This window comes from Pseudomonas sp. GT1P32 (assembly GCF_054897805.1).
Genome location: NZ_CM142704.1, coordinates 4,388,256 through 4,411,483, shown reverse-complemented (window position 1 = coordinate 4,411,483; position 23,228 = coordinate 4,388,256). Strand labels below are relative to the sequence as shown.

The following is a 23,228-nucleotide window of genomic DNA, read 5'->3' as shown; positions in this document are numbered from 1 at the left end:
AGGCATTGAGCGAAGAAAATACGTACGACTCAACGAGCATTAAAGTGCTGAAAGGCCTGGATGCCGTACGCAAACGTCCCGGTATGTACATTGGTGACACCGACGATGGCAGCGGTCTGCACCACATGGTGTTCGAGGTGGTCGATAACTCGATCGACGAAGCTTTGGCCGGCCATTGCGACGACATCAGCATCATCATCCACCCGGACGAATCCATCACCGTTCGCGACAACGGTCGTGGCATCCCGGTAGACGTACACAAAGAAGAAGGCGTTTCGGCAGCCGAGGTCATCATGACCGTGCTGCACGCCGGCGGTAAGTTCGACGACAACTCCTACAAAGTATCCGGCGGTCTGCACGGTGTAGGTGTTTCGGTAGTGAACGCACTGTCCAAGGAACTGGTCCTGACCGTTCGCCGCAGCGGCAAGATCTGGGAACAGACTTACGTCCACGGCGTCCCGCAAGAGCCGATGAAAATCGTTGGCGAGAGCGAAACCACGGGCACCCAGATTCACTTCAAGCCATCGGCTGAAACCTTCAAGAACATCCACTTTAGCTGGGACATCCTGGCCAAGCGGATTCGTGAACTGTCCTTCCTCAACTCCGGTGTCGGCATCGTCCTCAAGGATGAGCGCAGCGGCAAGGAAGAGCTGTTCAAGTACGAAGGTGGCTTGCGTGCGTTCGTTGAATACCTGAACACCAACAAGACTCCGGTCAACCAGGTGTTCCACTTCAACATCCAGCGTGAAGACGGCATCGGCGTGGAAATCGCCCTGCAGTGGAACGACAGCTTCAACGAGAACCTGTTGTGCTTCACCAACAACATCCCGCAGCGTGATGGCGGTACTCACCTGGTGGGTTTCCGTTCCGCTCTGACGCGTAACCTGAACACCTACATCGAAGCTGAAGGCCTGGCCAAGAAGCACAAGGTTGCCACCACCGGTGATGACGCCCGTGAAGGCTTGACCGCGATCATCTCGGTGAAGGTGCCGGATCCGAAGTTCAGCTCCCAGACCAAAGACAAGCTGGTTTCTTCCGAAGTGAAGACCGCGGTCGAACAGGAAATGGGCAAGTACTTCTCCGACTTCCTGCTGGAAAACCCGAACGAAGCCAAACTGGTCGTCGGCAAGATGATCGACGCGGCACGTGCGCGTGAAGCAGCACGTAAGGCTCGTGAGATGACCCGCCGCAAAGGCGCGCTGGACATCGCCGGCCTGCCGGGCAAACTGGCTGACTGCCAGGAAAAAGACCCTGCCCTTTCCGAACTGTACCTCGTGGAAGGTGACTCTGCTGGCGGCTCCGCCAAGCAGGGGCGTAACCGTAAAACCCAGGCCATCCTGCCGTTGAAGGGCAAGATCCTCAACGTCGAGAAGGCGCGCTTCGACAAGATGATCTCTTCGCAAGAAGTGGGCACCTTGATCACCGCGCTGGGCTGCGGTATCGGACGCGACGAATACAACATCGACAAGCTGCGCTACCACAACATCATCATCATGACCGATGCTGACGTCGACGGTTCGCACATCCGTACACTGCTGCTGACGTTCTTCTTCCGTCAGCTGCCAGAGCTGATCGAGCGTGGCTACATCTACATCGCTCAGCCACCGCTGTACAAGGTCAAGAAAGGCAAGCAAGAGCAATACATCAAAGACGACGACGCCATGGAAGAGTACATGACGCAGTCGGCCCTGGAAGATGCGAGCCTGCACCTGAACGAGGAAGCCCCGGGTATCTCCGGCGAAGCCCTCGAGCGCCTGGTAAACGACTTCCGTCTGGTGATGAAGACCCTCAAGCGTCTGTCGCGCCTGTACCCACAGGAACTGACCGAGCACTTCATCTACCTGCCAGCAGTGAGCATGGAGCAACTGTCCGATCACGCAGCGATGCAGGATTGGCTGGCCAAGTATGAAGTCCGTCTGCGCACCGTCGAGAAGTCTGGCCTGGTCTACAAGGCCAGCCTGCGTGAAGACCGTGAACGTAACGTCTGGCTGCCAGAGGTCGAACTGATCTCCCACGGCCTGTCGAACTACGTCACGTTCAACCGCGACTTCTTCGGCAGCAACGATTACAGGACTGTCGTATCCCTGGGCGCTCAGCTGAGCACCCTGCTGGACGACGGCGCGTACATCCAGCGTGGCGAACGCAAGAAGCCGGTCACTGAGTTCAAGGAAGCCCTTGAATGGCTGATGGCTGAAAGCACCAAGCGTCACACCATCCAGCGATACAAAGGTCTGGGTGAAATGAACCCGGATCAGCTGTGGGAAACCACCATGGACCCAAGCCAGCGCCGGATGCTCAAAGTGACCATCGAAGACGCCATTGGCGCGGACCAGATCTTCAACACCCTGATGGGTGATGCGGTCGAACCTCGTCGTGACTTCATCGAAAGCAATGCCTTGGCGGTTTCCAACCTGGACTTCTGATCCAGCGGAATTGCCAAAAATAAAAAAGGCCAGCGCATTGCGCTGGCCTTTTTTATTACGCTATTTCGCCCTTCAGCGGCGGTGCCAAATCGTATGGAACGCAGGCGTTTTACCTCGGAGCCTCACAGATAAGTCCTACATACGCTATCCCGAGTGCTCTTTATCCTACAGCCTCTTCGTCAAGTGTATGACTGACGGGAGCTATCATTTTTGGGATATCGAACAGGGAATGCAGTTATGCCAACACCCGCGTATTTAGTTATAAATGGAAATCGGCAAGGGATGATCACTGCCGGGACATTTACTCCGGAGTCGGTTGGTAACGTCTATCAGGAGGGGCACGAAGACCAAATCCTGGTCCAGGCATTCAGTCACCAAATTATCATTCCGAGAGATCCCCAATCGGGTCAGCCAACGGGCCAGCGTGTGCATAAGCCGTTGATGATCTCAAAGGTATTTGATAAATCATCACCGTTGATTTTTAACGCGTTAACGAGCGGAGAAGTGTTGAATAGCTGCCATATCGCTTGGTATCGGACTTCGTCGGCGGGGAAACAGGAACATTACTTCAGCATCGAGCTGGAAGACGCAGTGATCGTAGATGTGCAGACAAGAATGCCAAGCTGCCAGGATCCCAATATGGCCCACTTTACGCATCTCGAAGACGTGTATTTCACCTACCGAAAAATCACCTGGACTCACGAAGCCTGTGGTACTTCCGGTTCTGATGACTGGCGTGCTCCAGTTATCAGCTAAGCCTCGCTGCTCAATTCGCACGCATAAAAAAACCGGCTATATCAGCCGGTTTTTTTACGTCCGAAAAAAACTTATGCACCTTTTTCCATATTTTATGAGCTTAGGAAATATGTATATAAATCATAAGCCTACAAACTAAATACGCTACTTTTCAGCAAAACGGTACACAGGTTATCCACAGATTCTCAGACAGCCATCTGATCATTGGCAGCCGGCGCTTGCGGAGCGGGTGGGAGCGAGCCCATTTCCCGTTGCATCTGCTCATTCCAGGCCTGAACCCGGTCATTGAGGTTGGCAATCGCGCGTGGGCCGCTGCCTTCGGCGTACATCGGTTCGCCGATGATCACAGTGATGACGCCCTGCTTCTTCGCCCAACCGGTTTTCGGCCAGAATTTGCCGGCATTGTGCGCAATCGGCAGCACCGGTAGTTCGGCGTTGACGGCTAACGCCGTACCACCTCGTGAGAATTTTCCGATGGTGCCGTAAGGGACCCGCGTTCCTTCAGGGAATATCAATACCCAGACGCCATCCTTCAGCAGTTCGTCGCCCTTCTTCGCCACATGCTTGAGCGCGGCTTTGGGGTTGTCGCGATCAATGGCGATCGGCCGCAGCATGGCCATGGCCCAACCGAAGAACGGTACAAACAGCAATGAGCGTTTCAGTACCTGGCTCAACGGCTCGAAATAGGCCGAGAGGAAGAACGTCTCCCAGGTGCTCTGGTGGTTCGACTGAATCACGCAGGGCTGGTCTGGCACGTTCTCGGCACCTTTCACTTCATAGCTGATGCCCAGAAAGACTTTGCTCAGCCACAAGGCGCAACGGCACCAGTACACGTTGATAAAACGATAGCGCGCCTTGAACGGCAGAAAAGGCGCGATAAAAAAGCTCAGGCTGCACCAAAGCAAGGAGCTGGTGCCCAGCAGCAGGTAAAAGAGGAAGGTTCTGATGGCCTGCAATATCGACATGGCGACGTTTACCGTGCGGGCTCTGCCCGTCTATATAAAGCGCACTCCCGATCAATCCTTGGTCAGGAATCTCGAAAACGCTCTAATTGTGGATAAGTTCTGCGGCAATCGCCGCGAGATCGTCAAAAATCAAAGTGCCTACCGGTAGGGTTTTGCCCAAAGTCTTTTCGCCTTTCCCGGTCTTTACCAAAACTGGCTGAGAATCGACGGCTTTGGCGGCTTCCAGGTCACCAAGACTGTCGCCGACGAACCATAGATTAGTCAGCGATACGTTGTAATGCGTGGCGATGGTTTTCAGCATCCCGGGTTTTGGCTTGCGGCAATCGCAGCCTTCGTCCGGCCCGTGCGGGCAATAGACGATCAGCCCGACTTCACCGCCCTGCTCCGCCACCAACGAGCGCAACCGCTCGTGCATGGCGTCCAGGGTGGCGACGTCGTAATAGCCGCGAGCGATGCCCGACTGGTTGGTAGCGACCGCTACCGTCCAGCCGGCCTTGCTCAACTGCGCGATGGCTTCGATCGAACCGGGGAGCGGATTCCACTCCTCCACCGACTTGATGTAAGCGTCGGAGTCGTAATTGATCACCCCGTCCCGATCGAGAATCAGCAGTTTCAAACAGTCTTACCCCAGCAACGAAATATCGGCGACGCCGAGGAACAAGCCACGCAGACGCGCCAGCAGCGCATAGCGGTTGGCACGGACCTTGGCATCTTCAGCGTTGACCATGACGGCTTCGAAGAAAGCATCCACAGGCTCGCGCAAGGCTGCCAGACGTGCCAGCGACTCGCTGTACTGACGCGCAGCTGCCATCGGTTGAACCGCTTGGTCTGCCTGTTGAATCGCCGAGTACAGGGAGAATTCGTTGGCGTTGTCGAAGTACTTGGCTTCAACGACTGTAGGAACAGAACCTTCGACCTTGCTCAGCAAGTTCGAAACGCGCTTGTTCACTGCAGCGAGGGCCGCCGCTTCAGGCAATTTGCGGAACGCTTCCACCGCTTGTACGCGCTGATCGAAGTCCAGCGCCGAACCTGGCTTCAGGGCACGAACCGACAGGTAAGTCGCAACGTCCACGCCTTCATCTTCGTAACGGGCACGCAGACGGTCGAACACGAATTCCAGTACCGAGTCGGCCAGGCCAGCAGCCTTGACCTTGGCGCCGAACGCATTCACGGCAAAGGCCACGGCGTCGTTCAGGTCGAGGTCGAGCTTCTTGTCGATCAGGATGCGCAATACGCCCAGTGCAGCACGGCGCAGGGCATACGGGTCTTTGCTGCCGGTTGGCAGCATGCCGATTCCGAAGATACCGACCAGCGTGTCGAGTTTGTCAGCGATGGCCACGGCCGCACCGGTCAGGGTGGTCGGCAGTTCTGCACCGGCACCGCGCGGCATGTATTGCTCGTTCAGCGCCAGCGCGACTTCTTCCGGCTCGCCATCGTTCAGGGCGTAGTAGTAACCGGCGACGCCTTGCATCTCCGGGAACTCACCGACCATCTCGGTCGCCAGGTCGCACTTGGACAGCAGGCCGGCACGGGAAGCCCATGCCGCGTTGCCGCCAATGCGTTGCGCGATGAACGCAGCAAGCTTGGATACGCGCTCGGCCTTGTCGTAGACGCTGCCGAGTTTTTCCTGGAACACCACGTTTTGCAGGCGCAGGTTGAAGTCTTCGAGTTTCTGCTTCTTGTCTTGCTTGAAGAAGAACTCGGCGTCGGTCAGGCGTGGGCGAACCACTTTCTCGTTACCGGCGATGATTTGCTGCGGGTCTTTGCTTTCAATGTTGGCCACGGTAATGAAACGAGGCAGCAACTTGCCGTCGGCATCCAGCAGGCAGAAATACTTCTGGTTGTCCTGCATGGTGGTGATCAGCGCTTCTTGCGGCACGTCGAGGAAACGCTCTTCGAACGAGCACACCAGCGGCACCGGCCATTCAACCAGCGCGGTCACTTCGTCGAGCAGGGCTGGCGGAACGATTGCCGTGCCTTCCTGCATCGTCGCCAGTTCTTCGGTGCGCTTGCTGATAATCGCGCGACGCTCGTTGGCATCGGCCAGAACGTAAGCGGCACGCAGGTCGGCCAGGTAGTTGGCCGGCGAGGTGATGCGTACGCTTTCCGGGTGATGGAAGCGGTGACCACGGGAATCGCGGCCAGCCTTCTGGGCGAGGATCGTGCAATCGATGACCTGGTCACCGAGCAGCATGACCAGCCATTGGGTCGGACGAACGAATTCTTCCTTGCGCGCACCCCAGCGCATGCGCTTCGGGATCGGCAGGTCATTCAGCGAGTCTTCGACGATGGTCGGCAGCAGGCTCGCGGTCGGCTTGCCGGCGATGCTCTGGCTGTAGCGCAGTTTCGGACCGCTCTGATCGATTTCGCTCAGCTCTACACCGCACTTCTTGGCGAAACCCAGTGCCGCTTGAGTCGGGTTGCCTTCGGCATCGAACGCCGCCTGACGTGGCGGGCCGTCGAGGTTGATGCTGCGATCCGGTTGCTGGGTAGCCAGCGCGGTGATCAGCACAGCCAGACGACGCGGCGCGGCGTAGACGGTTTTGGTCTCGTAGTTCAGGCCAGCGGCTTGCAGGCCTTTGTCGATACCGGCAAGAAACGCCTCTGCCAAGGTGTTCAGGGCTTTGGGTGGCAGTTCTTCGGTGCCCAGTTCAACCAGGAAATCTTGAGCACTCATTGTGCAGCCTCCAGCTTGGCCAGTACTTCGTCACGCAGGTCCGGGGTCGCCATCGGGAAGCCCAGCTTGGCGCGAGCCAGCAGGTAGGCTTGCGCAACGGAACGCGCCAGGGTGCGCACACGCAGAATGTATTGCTGACGCGCAGTCACGGAGATCGCCCGGCGCGCATCCAGCAGGTTGAAGGTATGGGACGCCTTCAACACCATTTCGTAGCTCGGCAACGGCAGCGGCTGGTCGAGTTCGATCAGGCGCTTGGCTTCGCTTTCGTAGAAGTCGAACAGTTCGAACAGCTTCTCGACGTTGGCGTGTTCGAAGTTGTAGGTCGACTGCTCCACTTCGTTCTGGTGGAACACGTCGCCGTAGGTCACTTTGCCGAACGGACCATCAGCCCAGACCAGGTCGTAGACCGAGTCCACGCCTTGCAGGTACATGGCCAGACGCTCGAGGCCGTAAGTGATCTCGCCGGTGACCGGGTAGCACTCGATGCCGCCCGCCTGCTGGAAGTAAGTGAACTGCGTCACTTCCATGCCGTTGAGCCAGACTTCCCAGCCCAGACCCCAGGCGCCCAGGGTCGGCGATTCCCAGTTGTCTTCGACGAAGCGAATGTCGTGGACCAGCGGGTCCAGGCCGACATGCTTGAGGGAGCCCAGGTACAGTTCCTGGAAGTTGTCCGGGTTCGGCTTCAGGACTACCTGGAACTGGTAGTAGTGCTGCAGACGGTTCGGGTTTTCGCCGTAGCGGCCGTCAGTCGGGCGACGACTGGGCTGCACATAAGCGGCGTTCCAGGTTTCCGGGCCGATAGCGCGCAGAAACGTGGCAGTGTGGAAAGTCCCGGCGCCTACTTCCATATCGTAGGGCTGAAGTACCACGCAACCTTGCTCGGCCCAGTATTGCTGGAGGGCGAGGATCAAGTCTTGGAAGGTACGCACGGCTGGCGTAGGCTGGCTCACGAAATTCACCTGTTTCTTGGGCTGCGATTTAAAGAGCGGGAGTATACCCGATTCATTGCTGCGCACGCCCCCTGGAGCCTTATGCCACGCTGCTTTTGGTGTTCCGAAGATCCGCTGTACATGGCTTATCACGACCAGGAGTGGGGCACGCCGCTACGCGATGCGCAGGGATTGTTCGAGTTGCTTTTGCTCGAAGGGTTCCAGGCCGGCCTTTCCTGGATCACCGTGTTGCGTAAACGCGAGCGATATCGCGAGGTGCTGTTCGGCTTCGATGTACAGCGCGTGGCGCAAATGAGCGACGCCGAAATCGATGAATTGATGCTCGACCCCGGGATCATCCGCAATCGCCTCAAACTCAACGCCGCCCGGCGCAATGCCCAGGCGTGGCTGGCGCTTGAAGACCCGGTCGAGTTTCTCTGGTCTTTCGTCGGCGGTACGCCTGTGATCAATCATTTCAAAGATCGCACCGAAGTGCCGGCGGTTACGCCGGTCGCTGTGGAGATGAGCAAAGGCCTGAAAAAAGCCGGCTTCACTTTCGTCGGCCCAACCATTTGCTACGCGCTGATGCAGGCTTCGGGGATGGTCATGGACCACACCCAGGATTGCGATCGCTACGCGACGTTGACGAACGGCGGTTAGAATAGCCGACTCGCGCACAGCACAAGATCAGGAGTGACCTGTGGATAAGTTGAAAGGCGCCTTGCTGGTAGGCGCTCTGCGGCTGTTTGCCCTGCTTCCCTGGCGAGCAGTGCAGACGGTTGGCTCGGCCATCGGCTGGGTAATGTGGAAAACCCCAAACCGTTCCCGCGACGTGGTACGGATCAATCTGGCCAAGTGTTTTCCGGAGATGGACCCTGCCGAGCGCGAGCGTCTGGTCGGCCAGAGTCTGAAAGACATCGGCAAGTCGCTGACCGAAAGTGCCTGCGCGTGGATCTGGCCGGCGCAGCGTTCCATCGATCTGGTGCGCGAAGTTGAAGGGCTCGACGTCTTGAAAGACGCCCTCGCCTCCGGCAAAGGTGTGGTCGGCATCACCAGCCACCTCGGCAACTGGGAAGTGTTGAACCACTTCTATTGCAGCCAGTGCAAACCGATCATTTTCTATCGTCCGCCAAAGCTCAAGGCTGTGGATGAATTGCTGCGCAAGCAGCGGGTGCAACTGGGTAACAGGGTCGCCGCCTCTACCAAGGAAGGCATCCTCAGCGTCATCAAGGAAGTGCGCAAAGGTGGTGCAGTGGGCATTCCCGCTGACCCGGAACCGGCCGAATCCGCCGGGATCTTCGTGCCGTTCTTTGCCACTCAGGCGCTGACCAGCAAGTTTGTGCCGAACATGTTGGCAGGCGGCAAAGCGGTCGGCGTGTTCCTGCACGCCCTGCGGCTGCCGGACGGTTCGGGCTACAAGGTGATTCTCGAAGCGGCGCCGGAAGCGATGTACAGCACGGATACCGAGACGTCCTGCGCGGCGATGAGCCAAGTGGTCGAGCGCTATGTGCGCGCTTATCCGAGCCAGTATCTGTGGAGCATGAAACGCTTCAAGAAGCGGCCGCCAGGCGAAGAGCGCTGGTATTGAGTTGATTGGCATGATCTGTGGATAACTTGAACCTGTAGGAGCGAAGCTTGCTCGCGAAAAGGCCATTACATTCAACATTGATGTTGGATGTGATATCGCCTTCGCGAGCAAGCTTCGCTCCTACAGGTTCAGGGTTATCCACAACTGTTCATAAAAAGGGCGCAGAAGATGTCCGAACACCGCAAATCGTTTCGTATCAAGATCAGTCACGAAAGCTTCGGCGAATGCCTCGGCCAGACCCGAAATCTCTCGACCACAGGCGTCTACGTCAAGCATCCGGGCTTGTCGGCGTTGCCCAAGGGCGCGGTGGTCTATGGTCAGGTACAGGATTTACCCACAGGCGCGCCGCGGGTTCGCATGGAAGTGGTGCTGGTAGACGCTGACGGCATCGGCCTGCGCTACCTCTGATCAGTGCGCCTGGCGCTCAAGTTTCTTCAGGAACACCGTCATCTCCTTCTCCGCCTGCTTGTCGCCGTGAGCACGAGCAGCTTCCAGACCCTGCTCCCACGCCTGACGCGCGGCCGGATAGTCCGCCAGCGCCAGATGGGCCTTGCCCAACAGCTTCCAGGCCGCTGAATACTTCGGATCGAATTCGACGCAACGCTGGAAATGCTCGGCGGCCTTGGCGTTTTCCCCAAGATCGAGATAACCCTTGCCCAGACCGAAGCGCAGCAATGAGTTATCCACACCCTTGGCGAGCATTTTTTCCAGGGATTCGATCATGGTGCACCTCGGTTTATGGGTGAGCTTCGGAATCGCCTTCGCGGGCAAGCCTCGCTCCTACAGGGAATCGCGCAAAACCTGTAGGAGCGAGGCTTGCCCGCGAAGAGGCCTTCGGATCAGAAAAAACTCAGGCCGACATGGAACAACTTCTCCACATCCCGAATATGTTTCTTATCCACAAGGAACAAAATCACATGGTCGCCCGCCGCGATCACCGTGTCATCGTGGGCAATGATCACTTCTTCATCACGAATGATCGCGCCAATCGTGGTGCCTGGCGGCAGACCGATGTTCTCGATGGCCTTGCCAATCACCTTGCTCGACTTCGCATCACCGTGGGCAATCGCCTCGATGGCCTCCGCTGCACCACGGCGCAATGAATGCACGCTGACGATGTCGCCGCGCCGCACGTGGGCCAGCAAGGTGCCGATGGTCGCCAGTTGCGGGCTGATGGCGATGTCGATGTCGCCACCCTGGATCAAATCGACGTAAGCCGGGTTGTTGATGATCGTCATCACCTTCTTCGCGCCCAGGCGCTTGGCCAGCAGCGACGACATGATGTTGGCTTCGTCGTCGTTGGTCAGCGCCAGGAAGATGTCGGCGTCGGCGATGTTCTCTTCCATCAGCAAGTCGCGGTCGGAGGCACTGCCCTGCAGGACCACGGTGCTGTCGAGGGTGTCGGAGAGATGGCGGCAGCGGGCCGGGTTCATCTCGATGATCTTCACCTGATACCGGCTTTCGATGGCCTCGGCCAGACGCTCACCGATCTGTCCGCCCCCGGCGATGACGATGCGCTTGTAGCTCTCATCGAGGCGGCGCATTTCGCTCATCACTGCGCGAATATTCGCCTTGGCGGCGATGAAAAATACTTCGTCGTCCGCCTCGATCACCGTATCGCCCTGAGGCAAAATCGGCCGGTCACGGCGGAAAATCGCCGCTACGCGGGTTTCGACATTCGGCATGTGTTCACGTAACTGACGCAGTTGCTGACCCACCAGCGGTCCGCCGTAGTACGCCTTCACCGCGACCAGCTGCGCTTTGCCTTCGGCGAAGTCGATCACCTGCAACGCGCCAGGATGCTGGATCAGGCGCTTGATGTAGTTGGTGACCACTTGTTCCGGGCTGATCAGTACATCCACCGGAATCGCTTCGTTGTCGAACAGCTCGGAGCGCGTGAGGTACGCCGCTTCGCGCACCCGGGCGATCTTGGTCGGGGTGTGGAACAGGGTGTGGGCGACCTGGCAGGCGACCATATTGGTTTCGTCACTGTTGGTCACCGCCACCAGCATGTCGGCGTCATCCGCGCCGGCCTGGCGCAGCACCGTCGGCAGCGAGCCGCGGCCTTGCACGGTGCGGATGTCCAGGCGATCGCCAAGGTCGCGCAGGCGTTCGCCATCGGTGTCGACCACGGTGATGTCGTTGGCCTCGCTGGCCAAGTGTTCCGCCAGCGAACCGCCGACCTGCCCTGCGCCGAGGATGATGATTTTCATCCAGTCACTCCCTTGAAATCCGGTTAACCGCGCGCGGCGGCGATCTTGATCAGCTTGGCGTAATAGAACCCGTCGTGGCCGCCTTCCTGTGCCAGCAACTGGCGACCGTGGGGCTGCTTGATGCCGGCCGTGGTGGCGAGGTCCAGCTCACGGGCGCCCGGCGTGCGGGCGAGGAAGGCTTCGATGACTTCGGTGTTCTCGGTCGGCAACGTGGAACAGGTGGCGTAAAGCAGAATCCCGCCCACCTCCAGAGTTATCCACATGGCATCCAGCAATTCGCCTTGCAGCACTGCCAGCGCGGCGATGTCATCCGGTTGGCGAGTCAGCTTGATGTCCGGGTGACGACGGATCACGCCGGTGGCCGAGCATGGCGCATCGAGCAGGATGCGTTGGAACGGTTTGCCATCCCACCAGGTAGCAGTGTCGCGGCCGTCGGCGGCGATCAGTTCGGCGCTCAGGCCCAGGCGTGCGAGGTTTTCTCGCACACGCACCAGACGCTTGGCTTCCAGATCCACTGCCACGACGCCGGCCAGTGCAGGTTCGGCTTCGAGGATGTGGCAGGTCTTGCCGCCCGGTGCGCAGCAGGCGTCGAGCACTCGCTGGCCCGGCGCCAGGTCGAGCAGGTCGGCGGCCAGTTGCGCCGCTTCGTCCTGCACGCTGATCCAGCCTTCGGCGAAGCCCGGCAGGCTGCGTACGTCGGCGGCAGCGTCGAGAATGATGCCGTCCCGGCTGTAAACACACGCCGTGGCGGCGATGCCCGCTTCGGTCAGCAGCCCCAAGTAGGCATCGCGGCTGTGATGGCGACGGTTGACCCGCAGAATCATCGGCGGATGCGCGTTGTTCGCCGCGCAAATGGCTTCCCACTGCTCAGGCCAGAACGCTTTCAGGGATTTTTGCAGCCAACGCGGGTGAGCGGTGCGCACCACCGGGTCGTGCTCCAGCTCGGCCAGCAGCGCTTCGCTTTCACGTTGGGCGCGGCGCAACACGGCGTTGAGCAAGGCTTTGGCCCACGGCTTCTTCAGCTTGTCGGCGCAACCGACGGTTTCGCCGATGGCGGCGTGAGCCGGGACGCGGGTGTAAAGCAGTTGATAGAGACCGACCAGCAGCAACGCCTCGACATCGGCGTCGGCAGCCTTGAACGGCTTCTGCAGCAACTTGGCCGCGAGCGCCGACAAACGCGGCTGCCAGCGCGCGGTGCCGAACGCCAGGTCCTGGGTGAAGCCGCGATCGCGGTCTTCGACCTTGTCCATTTGTGTCGGCAGCGAACTGTTGAGTGAGGCTTTTCCGTTGAGAACTGCAGCAAGTGCCTTGGCGGCGGCCAGACGTGGATTCATTGAGCGTCCGCCGTTTGACCGAGCACGGTGCCGACGGCGAATTTCTCACGACGACTGTTGAACAAATCGCTGAAGTTCAGCGCCTTGCCGCCGGGCAATTGTAGACGGGTCAGACACAGCGCTTGCTCACCGCAGGCGACGAGCAGGCCATCTTTGCTGGCGCCGAGGATTTCACCTGGTGCGCCCTTGCCTTCAGCGAGGTTTGCGGCCAGCACTTTCAGCGCTTCGCCATTCAACGTGCTGTGGGTGATCGGCCATGGATTGAAGGCGCGGACCAGACGTTCCAGCTCAATGGCCGGACGGTTCCAGTCGATGCGCGCTTCGTCCTTGTTCAATTTGTGTGCGTAGGTCGCGAGGCTGTCGTCCTGCACTTCGCCTTCCAGCGTGCCGGCGGCGAGGCCGGCGATGGCTTGAATCACCGCCGGTGGGCCGAGTTCCGCCAGGCGGTCGTGGAGGCTGCCGCCGGTGTCTTCAGCGCTGATCGGCGTGGTGACCTTGAGCAGCATCGGCCCGGTGTCGAGGCCCAGTTCCATGCGCATCACGGTCACGCCGCTTTCGCTGTCGCCGGCTTCAACGGCGCGCTGGATCGGTGCCGCACCGCGCCAGCGTGGCAACAACGACGCGTGGCTGTTGATGCAACCCAGGCGCGGAATATCCAGTACCACTTGCGGCAGGATCAGGCCGTAGGCGACCACCACCAGCAAATCCGGTTTCAGCGCGGCCAGTTCGGCTTGAGCGTCTTCGTTGCGCAGGGTTGGCGGTTGCAGCACCGGGATGTTGTTTTCCAGTGCCAACTGCTTGACCGGGCTCGGCATCAGCTTTTGCCCGCGACCCGCCGGACGGTCCGGTTGGGTGTAGACCGCGACGATCTCGTAAGGGCTGTCGAGCAGGGCCTTGAGGTGTTCGGCGGCGAATTCCGGGGTGCCGGCAAAGACGATGCGCAGTGGCTCAGTCATGGGAAGCTCTCATTTACAAAGCAGTCGCAAAAGAAAAAGGCTTGCCGCAGCAAGCCTTTGAAAGGAGGGCATCAAGCGTTCTGGCGATGGAGCTTTTCCAGTTTCTTCTTGATTCGGTCACGTTTGAGATTCGACAGGTAGTCGACGAACAATTTGCCGTTGAGGTGGTCGCATTCATGCTGGATGCACACGGCGAGCAGGCCTTCGGCGATCAGTTCGTAAGGCTGGCCGTCGCGGTCCAGGGCCTTGACCTTGACCTTCTGCGGGCGATCGACGTTTTCGTAGAAACCCGGCACCGAGAGGCAGCCTTCCTGGTATTGCTCCATCTCGTCGGTCAGGGGCTCGAACTCGGGGTTGATGAACACCCGCGGTTCGGTGCGGTCTTCGGAGAGGTCCATCACGACGATACGTTTGTGCACGTTGACCTGGGTCGCGGCGAGGCCGATGCCTGGCGCTTCATACATTGTTTCAAACATATCATCGACCAACTGACGCACTTCGTCGTCCACTACGGCCACAGGTTTGGCGATAGTGCGCAGGCGCGAGTCGGGGAATTCGAGGATGTCTAAAATGGCCATAAGCTTGATTGCTGCACGTGTGAGGTAAAGTCGGGTCGATGGCCTGGCAGGTCCGAAGATGCAGGCTACCGTTGTGAAGCGTAGCTCCCTTTTCTTTTCAGTGAAGAGTCGGGAGCGAGCCACGAGGGCTCTGGCGTTTCACGCGAACGCACATAATAAAGGGATTCACCGCATGAGGAAATCACTACTCGCCTTGCTCCTTCTGGCCTCGGCCGGTTTGGCGCATGGGCAAGTGCAACTCAAGGAAGGTTTTCCACAGCAATACACAGTGGCGGCGGGTGACACACTCTGGGACATTTCCGGGAAATTCCTCCGTGAGCCGTGGAAGTGGCCGGAGCTGTGGCAAGCCAATCCGCAGATCCAGAACCCCAATCTGATCTACCCCGGCGATTTGCTGTCGCTGGTCTACGTTGACGGTCAGCCGCGTCTGACCCTCAATCGCGGGGCTACCCGGGGCACCATCAAGCTCTCGCCACAGGTGCGCAGTTCGCCGGTGGCGAACGCCATCCCGAGCATTCCGTTGCAGTCGATCAACAGTTTTCTGCTGAGCAACCGCATCGTCGACAAGGTCGAGGATTTCGACAAGGCGCCTTACATCGTCGCCGGCGATGCCGAACGGGTGCTCAGCGGCACCGGAGATCGCATCTTCGCCCGCGGCCATTTCGATCCGAACCAGCCGGTCTACGGCATCTTCCGCCAAGGTAAGGTTTATACCGACCCCGAGAGCAAGGAGTTCCTGGGGATCAATGCCGACGACATCGGCGGCGGTGAAATTGTTGCAACCGAGGGTGATGTCGCGACGCTTGCACTGCAACGCACCACTCAGGAAGTGCGCCTCGGCGATCGCTTGTTCAGCGGTGAGGAACGATCGATCAACTCGACCTTCATGCCCAGTGCGCCAAAAACCCCGATCAACGGCCTGATCATCGACGTACCGCGCGGGGTTACCCAGATCGGCGCGATGGATGTCGTCACGCTGAACCGGGGCCAACGCGACGGTCTCGCCGAAGGCAACGTATTGGTGGTGATGAAAACCGGCGAAACCGTGCGCGACCGGGTCTCCGGCCAGCCTCTGAAAATCCCCGATGAACGCGCCGGTTTGCTGATGGTGTTCCGCACCTACGACAAACTCAGTTACGGATTGGTGCTCACCGCATCGCGCTCCTTGGCGGTGATGGACAAGGTGCGAAATCCGTAAGCAGGCTCCACAAGTTACCAACAGAGTTATCCACAGCTTATTCCCGTTTGAACGGGGCTCATAACGATCAAGGATGATCCATGTCGCTGCCTGCTGTTACACCGGTTTCCCCTGCGGAACTGGAAGCCCGTTTACGTCTGCATCGTTTGCCGGAACTCGGTCCTGCGCGTTTCAGGAAACTGCTCGAAGCCTTCGGCTCGGCGTCCAAAGCCATCAGCGCGCCGGCCAGTGCCTGGCGTTCGCTGGGCTTGCCGCTTGCTTGCGCCGAGGCTCGCCGTACCGATGATGTCCGGGACGGCGCCAGCCACGCATTGGCCTGGCTAGACCGTCCCGGCCAGCATTTACTGATGTGGGACCAGCCTGACTACCCGGCATTGCTGGCGGAAATCAGCGACGCGCCGCCACTGCTATTCGTCGCGGGCGATCCGGGCATACTGGAAAAACCGCAATTGGCGATGGTCGGCAGTCGTCGCGCTTCCCGTCCGGGGATGGACACGGCCGCCGCGTTTTCGCGCAGTCTGGCTGGCGCCGGTTTTGTCATCACCAGCGGTCTGGCGCTGGGGATCGATGCCGCCGCGCATCAAGCCGCTCTGGACGTGGGCGGGCAAACGGTCGGCGTACTTGGCACGGGACTTGAAAAGTTTTATCCACAGCGCAACCGCAGGCTTGCCGATGCCATGATTGCGTCGGGAAGCGCGGTGCTTTCAGAGTTCCCGCTGGACGCCGGGCCTACGGCCAGCAACTTCCCGCGACGCAATCGAATCATCAGTGGTTTGTCCCTCGGCGTGCTGGTGGTCGAGGCCAGTGTCGCCAGCGGCTCCTTGATTACCGCGAGGCTGGCGGCGGAACAAGGTCGTGAGGTGTATGCGATTCCGGGATCGATCCATCATCCCGGCGCCAAGGGCTGTCATCAGCTGATTCGCGACGGCGCGATGCTGGTGGAAACCATCGAACATATCCTCGAGGCGTTGCGCGGCTGGCAGCAGTTGCCGTTAGCCATGCAGGCACCGTCGGTGACACATCCGCTGTTGATGCTGCTGCACGCGGCGCCGCACACCAGTGAAGCGTTGTCCGTCTCCAGCGGCTGGGCGCTGCCCAAAGTGCTGGCGGCGCTGACGGAACTGGAAATGGACGGCCGGGCGGTCTGCGAAAGCGGGCGCTGGTTTGCGCGGGTGAGCTAGGTTTTATAAGGAACATCGGTAAACTGCGCAGAGCCTTATTCCGGAGAGTTTTTCATGGTCAACAGTTGGCGTGTGCAACAAGCCGCGCAAGCCATTCGCGCAGGGGCGGTGATTGCCTATCCAACCGAGGCGGTCTGGGGCCTGGGTTGCGACCCGTGGGACGAAGAAGCGGTCGAGCGTCTGCTGATGCTCAAGGGCCGGTCGGTGGACAAGGGCCTGATTCTGGTCGCCGACAACATTCGTCAGTTCGACTTCCTGTTCGAAGATTTCCCTGAGCTGTGGATGGATCGGATGGCGAGCACCTGGCCGGGGCCGAATACCTGGCTGGTGCCGCATCGGAATCAGTTGCCGCAGTGGATCACCGGCGTGCATGAAACAGTGGCGCTGCGGGTCAGCGATCATCCGTTGGTGCGGGACTTGTGCGCGGTGGTCGGGCCGTTGGTGTCGACTTCGGCCAACCCTCAAGGACGGCCGGCGGCGCGGACGCGGATTCGCGTGGAGCAGTATTTCCGCGGGCAGCTTGATTTGATTCTTGGCGGCAACCTCGGTGGGCGCAAGAATCCGAGCGTGATTCGCGATCTGGCGACCGGGAACGTCATTCGCCCGGGTTGAGACCGCGTCATCGTTCATCGCTGGCAAGCCAGCTCCTACAGGATTTTGGTCGTTCACATAATATGTGTACGACGCTGAACCTGTAGGAGCGAGGCTTGCCCGCGAAGAGGCCCTCAAGGCAAAAGAACGGTCGACCCCGTGGTCCGCCGCGCCGACAACTCGGTCTGCGCCTTCGCCGCGTCAGCCAGTGAATACTTCTGGCTGATCTCCACCTTCAGCTTCCCGCTGATGATCATCTCAAACAACTCATCCGCCATCCGCTGCAGGTTTTCAGCGTTGTTGGCATAAGTCGCCAGTGTTGGTCGGGTCACGTACAACGAACCCTTTGCCGACAGAATCCCCAGGTTTACCCCGTCCACCGCGCCCGAAGCGTTGCCAAAACTCACCACCAGGCCCCGAGGCGCTGCGCTATCCAGCGAAGTCAGCCAGGTGTCTTTGCCGACACCGTCGTACACCACCGGGACTTTTTTGCCGTCGGTCAATTCCAGTACGCGTTGTGCGACGTTCTCGTGGCTGTAGTCGATGGTCGCCCACGCACCATTGGCCTTCGCCAGCGCGGCTTTCTCCGGCGAGCTGACCGTGCCGATCAACTTCACGCCCAGCGCCTTGGCCCATTGGCAGGCCAGCGAGCCGACACCCCCGGCAGCGGCGTGAAACAGAATGGTTTCGCCACCCTTGAGTTCATAGGTCTGACGCAGCAGGTACTGCACGGTGAGGCCCTTGAGCATCACCCCGGCGGCCTGTTCGAAGCTGATCGCATCCGGCAGGTGCACCAGATTGGCTTCCGGCAATACGTGAACTTCGCTGTAGGCACCTAACGGGCCACTGCCGTACGCCACGCGATCACCGACCTTGAAGCGGGTGACTTCGCTGCCCACCGCCTCGACCACGCCTGCACCTTCAGCGCCCAGGCCCGACGGCAAGGCCGGCGGCGCATAGAGGCCGCTGCGGAAATAGGTGTCGATGAAGTTCAGGCCGATGGCCTTGTTGGTAACGCGCACTTGCTGCGGGCCGGGCTCGGCCGGTTGGTAATCCACATACTCGAGCACTTCGGGGCCGCCATGGGCGCGGAACTGGATACGCTTTGCCATCAGAACTCTCCTTAGGTCTTTAGCTACTAGAGGTGTAGTGCCAAGCGCCCTATCGAACTCCCAAGCTTGATCCCCGTCAACTGTGGCGAGTCCATCTGCAATGTTATGCTACGCGCCCATTTGCGCCGGCCCCCGCTCCAATTGAGCGCCGCGTAGTTTTGCCCGATTCAAGGTGAAGACATGACGACCCGCACCGAGGCCGTAAAAGCCTACCTGCTCGACCTGCAAGACCGCATTTGCGCTGCCCTGGAAGCCGAAGACGGCGGCACGCAATTCGTCGAAGACGCCTGGACCCGGCCTGCCGGCGGTGGCGGTCGCACCCGTGTGATCGAGAACGGCGCGGTCATCGAAAAGGGCGGCGTCAACTTTTCCCACGTGTTTGGCAGCGGTCTCCCACCGTCCGCCAGCGCGCATCGACCGGAACTGGCCGGCCGTGGCTTTGAAGCTCTGGGCGTGTCGCTGGTGATTCACCCGCACAATCCGCATGTGCCGACTTCCCACGCCAACGTGCGCTTTTTCATCGCCGAAAAAGAAGGCGAAGAACCGGTCTGGTGGTTCGGCGGCGGCTTCGACCTGACCCCTTATTACGGCAATGAAGAGGACTGCGTGCATTGGCACCGTGTCGCCGAACAGGCCTGCGCGCCGTTCGGTCCGGACGTCTATTCGCGCTACAAAGCCTGGTGCGACAGCTATTTCCACATCAAGCATCGCCACGAACCGCGCGGCATCGGCGGCCTGTTCTTCGATGATTTGAACGAGTGGGATTTCGACACCAGCTTCGCTTTCATGCGTGCTATCGGTGACGCTTACATCGACGCCTACCTGCCGATCGTGCAACGCCGCAAAAATGATGCGTTCACTGCAAAACAGCGCGAGTTTCAGGAATTTCGCCGTGGCCGTTACGTCGAGTTCAACCTGGTTTACGACCGTGGCACGCTGTTCGGCCTGCAATCGGGTGGGCGCACCGAGTCGATCCTCATGTCGTTGCCGCCGCAAGTTCGCTGGAGCTATGACTGGAAAGCCGAGCCCGGCAGCGAAGAAGCACGCCTGACCGAGTACTTCCTGCAAGACCGCGATTGGTTGGCCAAGGGCTGAACGAGGAATCCTGATGGACCGTTACGTCGTATTCGGTAACCCGATTGGCCACAGCAAGTCGCCGTTGATCCATCGTCTGTTCGCCGAGCAGACCGCTCAGCAACTGGACTACAGCACTTCGCTGGCACCGCTCGACGATTTTTCCGACTTTGCCCGGGAGTTTTTCCTGGAAGGTCGCGGGGCGAACGTGACGGTGCCGTTCAAGGAAGAGGCGTTCCGTCTGGCCGACAGTTTGACGGCGCGAGCGCAGCGGGCTGGCGCGGTGAACACCCTGAGCAAGCTCGCCGATGGCACGCTGCTGGGCGACAACACCGATGGTGCCGGGCTGGTGCGGGACCTGACGGTCAACGCCGGTTTCAGCCTCAAGGGTAAACGCATCCTGCTGCTAGGCGCCGGCGGCGCAGTGCGCGGTGCGCTGGAGCCACTGCTGGCCGAGCAACCCGCCTCGGTGATCATCGCCAACCGCACGGTGGAAAAAGCCGAGCTGCTGGCTGAGTTGTTCGCAGATCTGGGGCCGGTGTCGGCCAGTGGTTTCGACTGGTTGCAGGAATCGGTGGACCTGATCATCAACGCGACATCGGCCAGTTTGTCAGGCGATGTACCGCCGATTGCGGGCAGCCTGATCGAGCCGGGCAAGACGGTTTGCTACGACATGATGTACGGCAAGGAACCGACCTCGTTCTGCCGTTGGGCTACGGCGCATGGCGCTGCCGTGTCGATGGATGGTTTGGGGATGCTCGCTGAGCAAGCGGCAGAAGCCTTCTTGCTGTGGCGCGGCGTACGCCCGGAAACCGGGCCGGTGCTGGCCGAACTGCGCCGCCAACTGGCCTTGTAGGAGCCGGCTTGCTGGCGATGGGCGCGCCGCGGTGTATCAGGCAAACCGCGTTATCGTTGAATCGCCAGCAAGCCGGCTCCTACAGTTGGTTGGTATGCCGTGATCGCGGTCATTGTCCGGAGATGGGTGTGTTTCAATCTTCGAAATGAATCGGGCATTTCTCCGCACCTTCCAGCTTTCGCAACTCCTCCACCACTGGCGGTCGCGCCCCGCGCAAGGTCAGGCTACGGTCCTGTTTGCGTAGTCGCCGCGCTTCCTGGTGCAGCATTTCCACCCCCGAATAGTCGATGAAGTTGATCTGCTGCGCCTCGATCACCACCCGCGCACCTTGCATGCGTTGCAGGCGCACTTGCAGGTAATGACTGGCGCCGAAAAAGATCGAGCCGCCGACCCGCAGAATGTCTTCATCTCCGTCGCGCCAATGCTGCACCCGTGGTTGCGAGGTGCGCTTGAGGTAGAAAAACAACGACGCGAGCACGCCGGCATAGATCGCTGTCTGCAATTCCAGCAGCAGCGTGGCGACACAGGTCAGCGCCATCACCACGAACTCGGCGCGGCTGACCCTTAACAACGCGCGAATGCCGCGATGATCGACCAACCCCCAGGCGATCAACAGGATGCTGCCGGCCATGGCCGGGATCGGAATATGCGCAATCAGGCTGGCGCCGAAGATCGCAAACAGCGCCACCCATAACGCGGAAAACACCCCCGCCATTGGCGAACAGGCACCCGCTTCGTAGCTGAGGCCGGAACGGGTGAAGGAACCGGCTGAAAGCGAACCGGAAAAAAACGCACCGACCATGTTCGATAAACCCTGCGCGCGGACTTCCTGATTGGCATCGAGCAATTGCTGCGAGCGCGCCGACAAGGAACGGGCAATCGACAAGCTCGTCACCAGCCCGAGCATCCCCACCGCTACTGCGCTGGGCAGCAATCGCAAAATCATGTCCAGATCCAGTGGTAACGGGCTGAAGGGCGGCAACCGCCCGACAAACGCGCTCACCAGGTTCACGTGGCCGAACATCGATGGCCACAGCCAAACCAGCAGCCCGGCCAGGATCAGGGTGATCAGCAGCGTCGGCCAGCGAGGCAGCAACCCTTTCAGGATTATGCCGACGACGACTGTTGCCAGCCCCAGCCCGAGCGAGGGTTTATCCACCGCATCGAGGTGCTGCAGCAGCATCAAAAAGCTGTCCAGCGCGGTGGCCTGGCTGGGCAAGTCCAGCCCCAGCAGGTTGGGCATTTGACCGATGGCAATCACCACGGCGGCGCCGAGGGTGAAGCCCAATACCACCGAGTGCGAGACGAAATTCACCAGCGCGCCGAACCGCAGCAAACCCAGTAGCCACTGGAAAATGCCGGCGAGCAGCGTCAGCAGCAGGATCAGTGTGATGTAGTCCTTGGACGCAGGGACGGCCAGAGGACTGACACTGGCGAACAGGACGATGGAGATCGCTGCCGTAGGCCCACAGATCAAATGCCACGATGAACCCCAGAGGCAGGCGATCAGCACCGGGATGATCGCGGCGTACAAGCCGTATTCCGGTGGGAGACCGGCGATCAGCGCGTAGGCGATGGATTGCGGCAACGCGAGAATGGCGCCGCTGAGGCCGACGATCAGGTCACGGCCGACGCTGGCGCGGGTCTGCCGGGGCAACCACGTGAGGAAGGGGAAGAGTGAATGGCGGCTGGGGAAGGCCATGGGTCCTCTCGGGTAGGAGTTTGCGCAAGGGTATCAGGACAGACGACGATCCTTCCCTTTGTAGGAGCGAGCGATGCGGCGATCCGACTTGCCCGCGAAGAACGATAACGCGGTTTTTCTAAAGAACCGCGTTATCGTTCTTCGCGGGCAAGCCTCGCTCCTACAGAGGATCACTTACAACTTGGCTTTTACCGCCGGCAACGCATCCTTGCCGTCTGCGGTCTTCACACCTTCCAGCCATTTATCCAGCACCGCCGGATTGGCCTTGATCCACGCCTTGGCCGCATCCGCATTGCTGACCTTCTTGTTCACCACATCCGCCATGATGCTGTTTTCCATCTCCTGGGTGAAACTCAGGTTGGTCAGCAACTTGCCCACATTCGGGCAGGCCTCGGCGTAACCCTTGCGGGTCAGGGTATGAACGCTGCCGGTGTCGCCGAAGTATTTCTCGCCGCCCTTCAGATAATGCATTTTCAGCTGCACGTTCATCGGGTGCGGCGTCCAGCCGAGGAAGGTCACGAATTTCTGTTTCTTCACCGCACGAGACACTTCGGCCAGCATCGCCTGTTCGCTGGACTCGACCAGTTTCCACTGGCCCATGTCGAAGTCGTTCTTCTTGATGATGTCTTGCAGCGAGATGTTCGCCGGGGCGCCGGAGCCGATGCCGTAGATCTTCTTGTCGAACTTGTCGGCGAATTTGTTCAGGTCGGCGAAGCTATGCACACCCGCGTCCCACACGTAATCCGGCACCGCCAGGGTGAATTCGGTGCCATCGAGGTTCTTCGCCAGTTGCGTGACGTCGCCGGTGGCCACGAACTTGTCATAGAAACCCTGCTGCGCCGGCATCCAGTTGCCGAGAAACACGTCGACCTGGCCATCCTTCAACCCGCCAAAGGTAATCGGCACCGCGAGGGTGTCGACTTTGGGCTTGTAGCCCATGCCGTCCAGCAGAAACCCGGTGATGGCGTTGGTTGCGGCGATGTCGCTCCAGCCAGGGTCGGCCATTTTCACCGTCTCGCAGCTCTGATCGGCATACGCCGACGCACTGCCCAGAGCCAGCAGCCCGACCGTCAGTACTGTGGATAACTTTTGCAT

22 protein-coding genes are annotated in these 23,228 nt (G+C 59.9%); 10 read left to right on the top strand and 12 right to left on the bottom strand.

Going from position 1 to position 23,228, the window contains the following annotated elements; all coding sequences use genetic code 11:
- The first annotated feature begins 5 nt into the window (after positions 1 to 5).
- Both gyrB and ACYZUC_RS20165 read left to right on the top strand, forming a co-directional pair.
- Entirely contained in the window at positions 6 to 2,423 is a 2,418-nt protein-coding gene (gene gyrB / locus ACYZUC_RS20170; protein ID WP_461989926.1) for a DNA topoisomerase (ATP-hydrolyzing) subunit B, read from the top strand.
- 237 nt (positions 2,424 to 2,660) lie between these two features.
- The gene (locus tag ACYZUC_RS20165) at positions 2,661 to 3,179 is read left to right on the top strand and encodes an Hcp family type VI secretion system effector (protein ID WP_461989925.1); all 519 of its coding nucleotides are present in this window, start codon (positions 2,661 to 2,663) and stop codon (positions 3,177 to 3,179) included.
- A 185-nt stretch (positions 3,180 to 3,364) separates the two neighbouring features.
- Here the strand turns inward: ACYZUC_RS20165 and ACYZUC_RS20160 are convergent, their stop codons facing one another.
- The 4 genes from ACYZUC_RS20160 to glyQ all read right to left on the bottom strand — a co-directional run bounded on the left by ACYZUC_RS20160 (position 3,365) and on the right by glyQ (position 7,771).
- A complete protein-coding gene (locus tag ACYZUC_RS20160) occupies positions 3,365 to 4,144 on the bottom strand; it encodes a lysophospholipid acyltransferase family protein (protein WP_461989923.1) in 780 nt (259 codons plus the stop codon).
- 82 nt (positions 4,145 to 4,226) lie between these two features.
- Positions 4,227 to 4,760, bottom strand: coding sequence for a D-glycero-beta-D-manno-heptose 1,7-bisphosphate 7-phosphatase (gmhB, locus tag ACYZUC_RS20155; protein ID WP_461989921.1), 534 nt, complete (start codon positions 4,758 to 4,760; stop codon positions 4,227 to 4,229).
- Positions 4,761 to 4,766: 6 nt separating this feature from the next.
- Entirely contained in the window at positions 4,767 to 6,821 is a 2,055-nt protein-coding gene (gene glyS, locus ACYZUC_RS20150; RefSeq protein ID WP_461989919.1) for a glycine--tRNA ligase subunit beta, read from the bottom strand.
- Positions 6,818 to 7,771, bottom strand: coding sequence for a glycine--tRNA ligase subunit alpha (glyQ, locus tag ACYZUC_RS20145; RefSeq protein WP_003213601.1), 954 nt, complete (start codon positions 7,769 to 7,771; stop codon positions 6,818 to 6,820). Before glyQ ends, glyS begins: the two co-directional genes overlap by 4 nt.
- A gap of 81 nt (positions 7,772 to 7,852) precedes the next feature.
- On the opposite strand from glyQ, the gene tag reads away from it, so the two are divergent.
- The 3 genes from tag (at position 7,853) to ACYZUC_RS20130 (ending at position 9,746) form a co-directional block, all read left to right on the top strand.
- On the top strand, positions 7,853 to 8,410 hold the full coding sequence (tag, locus tag ACYZUC_RS20140; protein ID WP_207284998.1) for a DNA-3-methyladenine glycosylase I: 558 nt from the start codon (positions 7,853 to 7,855) through the stop codon (positions 8,408 to 8,410).
- Between the two features lie 40 nt (positions 8,411 to 8,450).
- Positions 8,451 to 9,338 carry a lysophospholipid acyltransferase gene (locus tag ACYZUC_RS20135; protein WP_223413987.1) on the top strand — a complete coding sequence of 296 codons (888 nt, stop codon included), beginning with the start codon at positions 8,451 to 8,453 and terminating at the stop codon, positions 9,336 to 9,338.
- Positions 9,339 to 9,506: 168 nt separating this feature from the next.
- Positions 9,507 to 9,746, top strand: a complete 240-nt coding sequence (locus ACYZUC_RS20130) for a PilZ domain-containing protein (protein ID WP_008027574.1) — start codon at positions 9,507 to 9,509, stop codon at positions 9,744 to 9,746.
- On the opposite strand, the gene ACYZUC_RS20125 is transcribed toward ACYZUC_RS20130, so the two are convergent.
- From ACYZUC_RS20125 to def, 5 genes are all read right to left on the bottom strand, one after another.
- On the bottom strand, positions 9,747 to 10,061 hold the full coding sequence (locus ACYZUC_RS20125; RefSeq protein WP_008027576.1) for a tetratricopeptide repeat protein: 315 nt from the start codon (positions 10,059 to 10,061) through the stop codon (positions 9,747 to 9,749).
- 116 nt (positions 10,062 to 10,177) lie between these two features.
- On the bottom strand, positions 10,178 to 11,551 hold the full coding sequence (gene trkA, locus ACYZUC_RS20120; RefSeq protein ID WP_008027578.1) for a Trk system potassium transporter TrkA: 1,374 nt from the start codon (positions 11,549 to 11,551) through the stop codon (positions 10,178 to 10,180).
- 23 nt (positions 11,552 to 11,574) lie between these two features.
- Positions 11,575 to 12,885, bottom strand: a complete 1,311-nt coding sequence (rsmB, locus tag ACYZUC_RS20115) for a 16S rRNA (cytosine(967)-C(5))-methyltransferase RsmB (protein ID WP_461989916.1) — start codon at positions 12,883 to 12,885, stop codon at positions 11,575 to 11,577.
- A complete protein-coding gene (gene fmt / locus ACYZUC_RS20110; RefSeq protein ID WP_461989914.1) occupies positions 12,882 to 13,841 on the bottom strand; it encodes a methionyl-tRNA formyltransferase in 960 nt (319 codons plus the stop codon). Before fmt ends, rsmB begins: the two co-directional genes overlap by 4 nt.
- 71 nt (positions 13,842 to 13,912) lie before the next feature.
- Positions 13,913 to 14,419 carry a peptide deformylase gene (def, locus tag ACYZUC_RS20105; protein WP_008027583.1) on the bottom strand — a complete coding sequence of 169 codons (507 nt, stop codon included), beginning with the start codon at positions 14,417 to 14,419 and terminating at the stop codon, positions 13,913 to 13,915.
- A 172-nt stretch (positions 14,420 to 14,591) separates the two neighbouring features.
- Here def and ACYZUC_RS20100 point away from each other — a divergent pair, with 172 nt between their 5' ends.
- The 3 genes from ACYZUC_RS20100 to ACYZUC_RS20090 all read left to right on the top strand — a co-directional run bounded on the left by ACYZUC_RS20100 (position 14,592) and on the right by ACYZUC_RS20090 (position 17,410).
- Complete coding sequence (locus ACYZUC_RS20100; protein ID WP_461989912.1) at positions 14,592 to 15,617, top strand: LysM peptidoglycan-binding domain-containing protein; 1,026 nt, start codon at positions 14,592 to 14,594, stop codon at positions 15,615 to 15,617.
- A gap of 80 nt (positions 15,618 to 15,697) precedes the next feature.
- A complete protein-coding gene (gene dprA / locus ACYZUC_RS20095; RefSeq protein WP_461989910.1) occupies positions 15,698 to 16,798 on the top strand; it encodes a DNA-processing protein DprA in 1,101 nt (366 codons plus the stop codon).
- A gap of 54 nt (positions 16,799 to 16,852) precedes the next feature.
- A complete protein-coding gene (locus tag ACYZUC_RS20090; RefSeq protein WP_461989908.1) occupies positions 16,853 to 17,410 on the top strand; it encodes an L-threonylcarbamoyladenylate synthase in 558 nt (185 codons plus the stop codon).
- 113 nt (positions 17,411 to 17,523) lie between these two features.
- Here ACYZUC_RS20090 and ACYZUC_RS20085 read toward each other — a convergent pair whose 3' ends face one another.
- Positions 17,524 to 18,501, bottom strand: coding sequence for an NADPH:quinone reductase (locus tag ACYZUC_RS20085; protein WP_461989906.1), 978 nt, complete (start codon positions 18,499 to 18,501; stop codon positions 17,524 to 17,526).
- 180 nt (positions 18,502 to 18,681) lie between these two features.
- Between ACYZUC_RS20085 and hemF the strand changes: the two genes are divergently transcribed.
- Together hemF and aroE are read left to right on the top strand one after the other, a co-directional pair.
- The gene (hemF, locus tag ACYZUC_RS20080) at positions 18,682 to 19,596 is read left to right on the top strand and encodes an oxygen-dependent coproporphyrinogen oxidase (protein WP_461989904.1); all 915 of its coding nucleotides are present in this window, start codon (positions 18,682 to 18,684) and stop codon (positions 19,594 to 19,596) included.
- 13 nt (positions 19,597 to 19,609) lie between these two features.
- Positions 19,610 to 20,431: a shikimate dehydrogenase gene (aroE, locus tag ACYZUC_RS20075; protein ID WP_461989902.1), complete on the top strand. Its 822-nt coding sequence runs from the start codon at positions 19,610 to 19,612 to the stop codon at positions 20,429 to 20,431.
- A gap of 133 nt (positions 20,432 to 20,564) precedes the next feature.
- Here aroE and ACYZUC_RS20070 read toward each other — a convergent pair whose 3' ends face one another.
- Complete coding sequence (locus ACYZUC_RS20070) at positions 20,565 to 22,133, bottom strand: SulP family inorganic anion transporter (protein WP_461989900.1); 1,569 nt, start codon at positions 22,131 to 22,133, stop codon at positions 20,565 to 20,567.
- A 174-nt stretch (positions 22,134 to 22,307) separates the two neighbouring features.
- Positions 22,308 to 23,228, bottom strand: coding sequence for a choline ABC transporter substrate-binding protein (gene choX / locus ACYZUC_RS20065; RefSeq protein ID WP_461989898.1), 921 nt, complete (start codon positions 23,226 to 23,228; stop codon positions 22,308 to 22,310).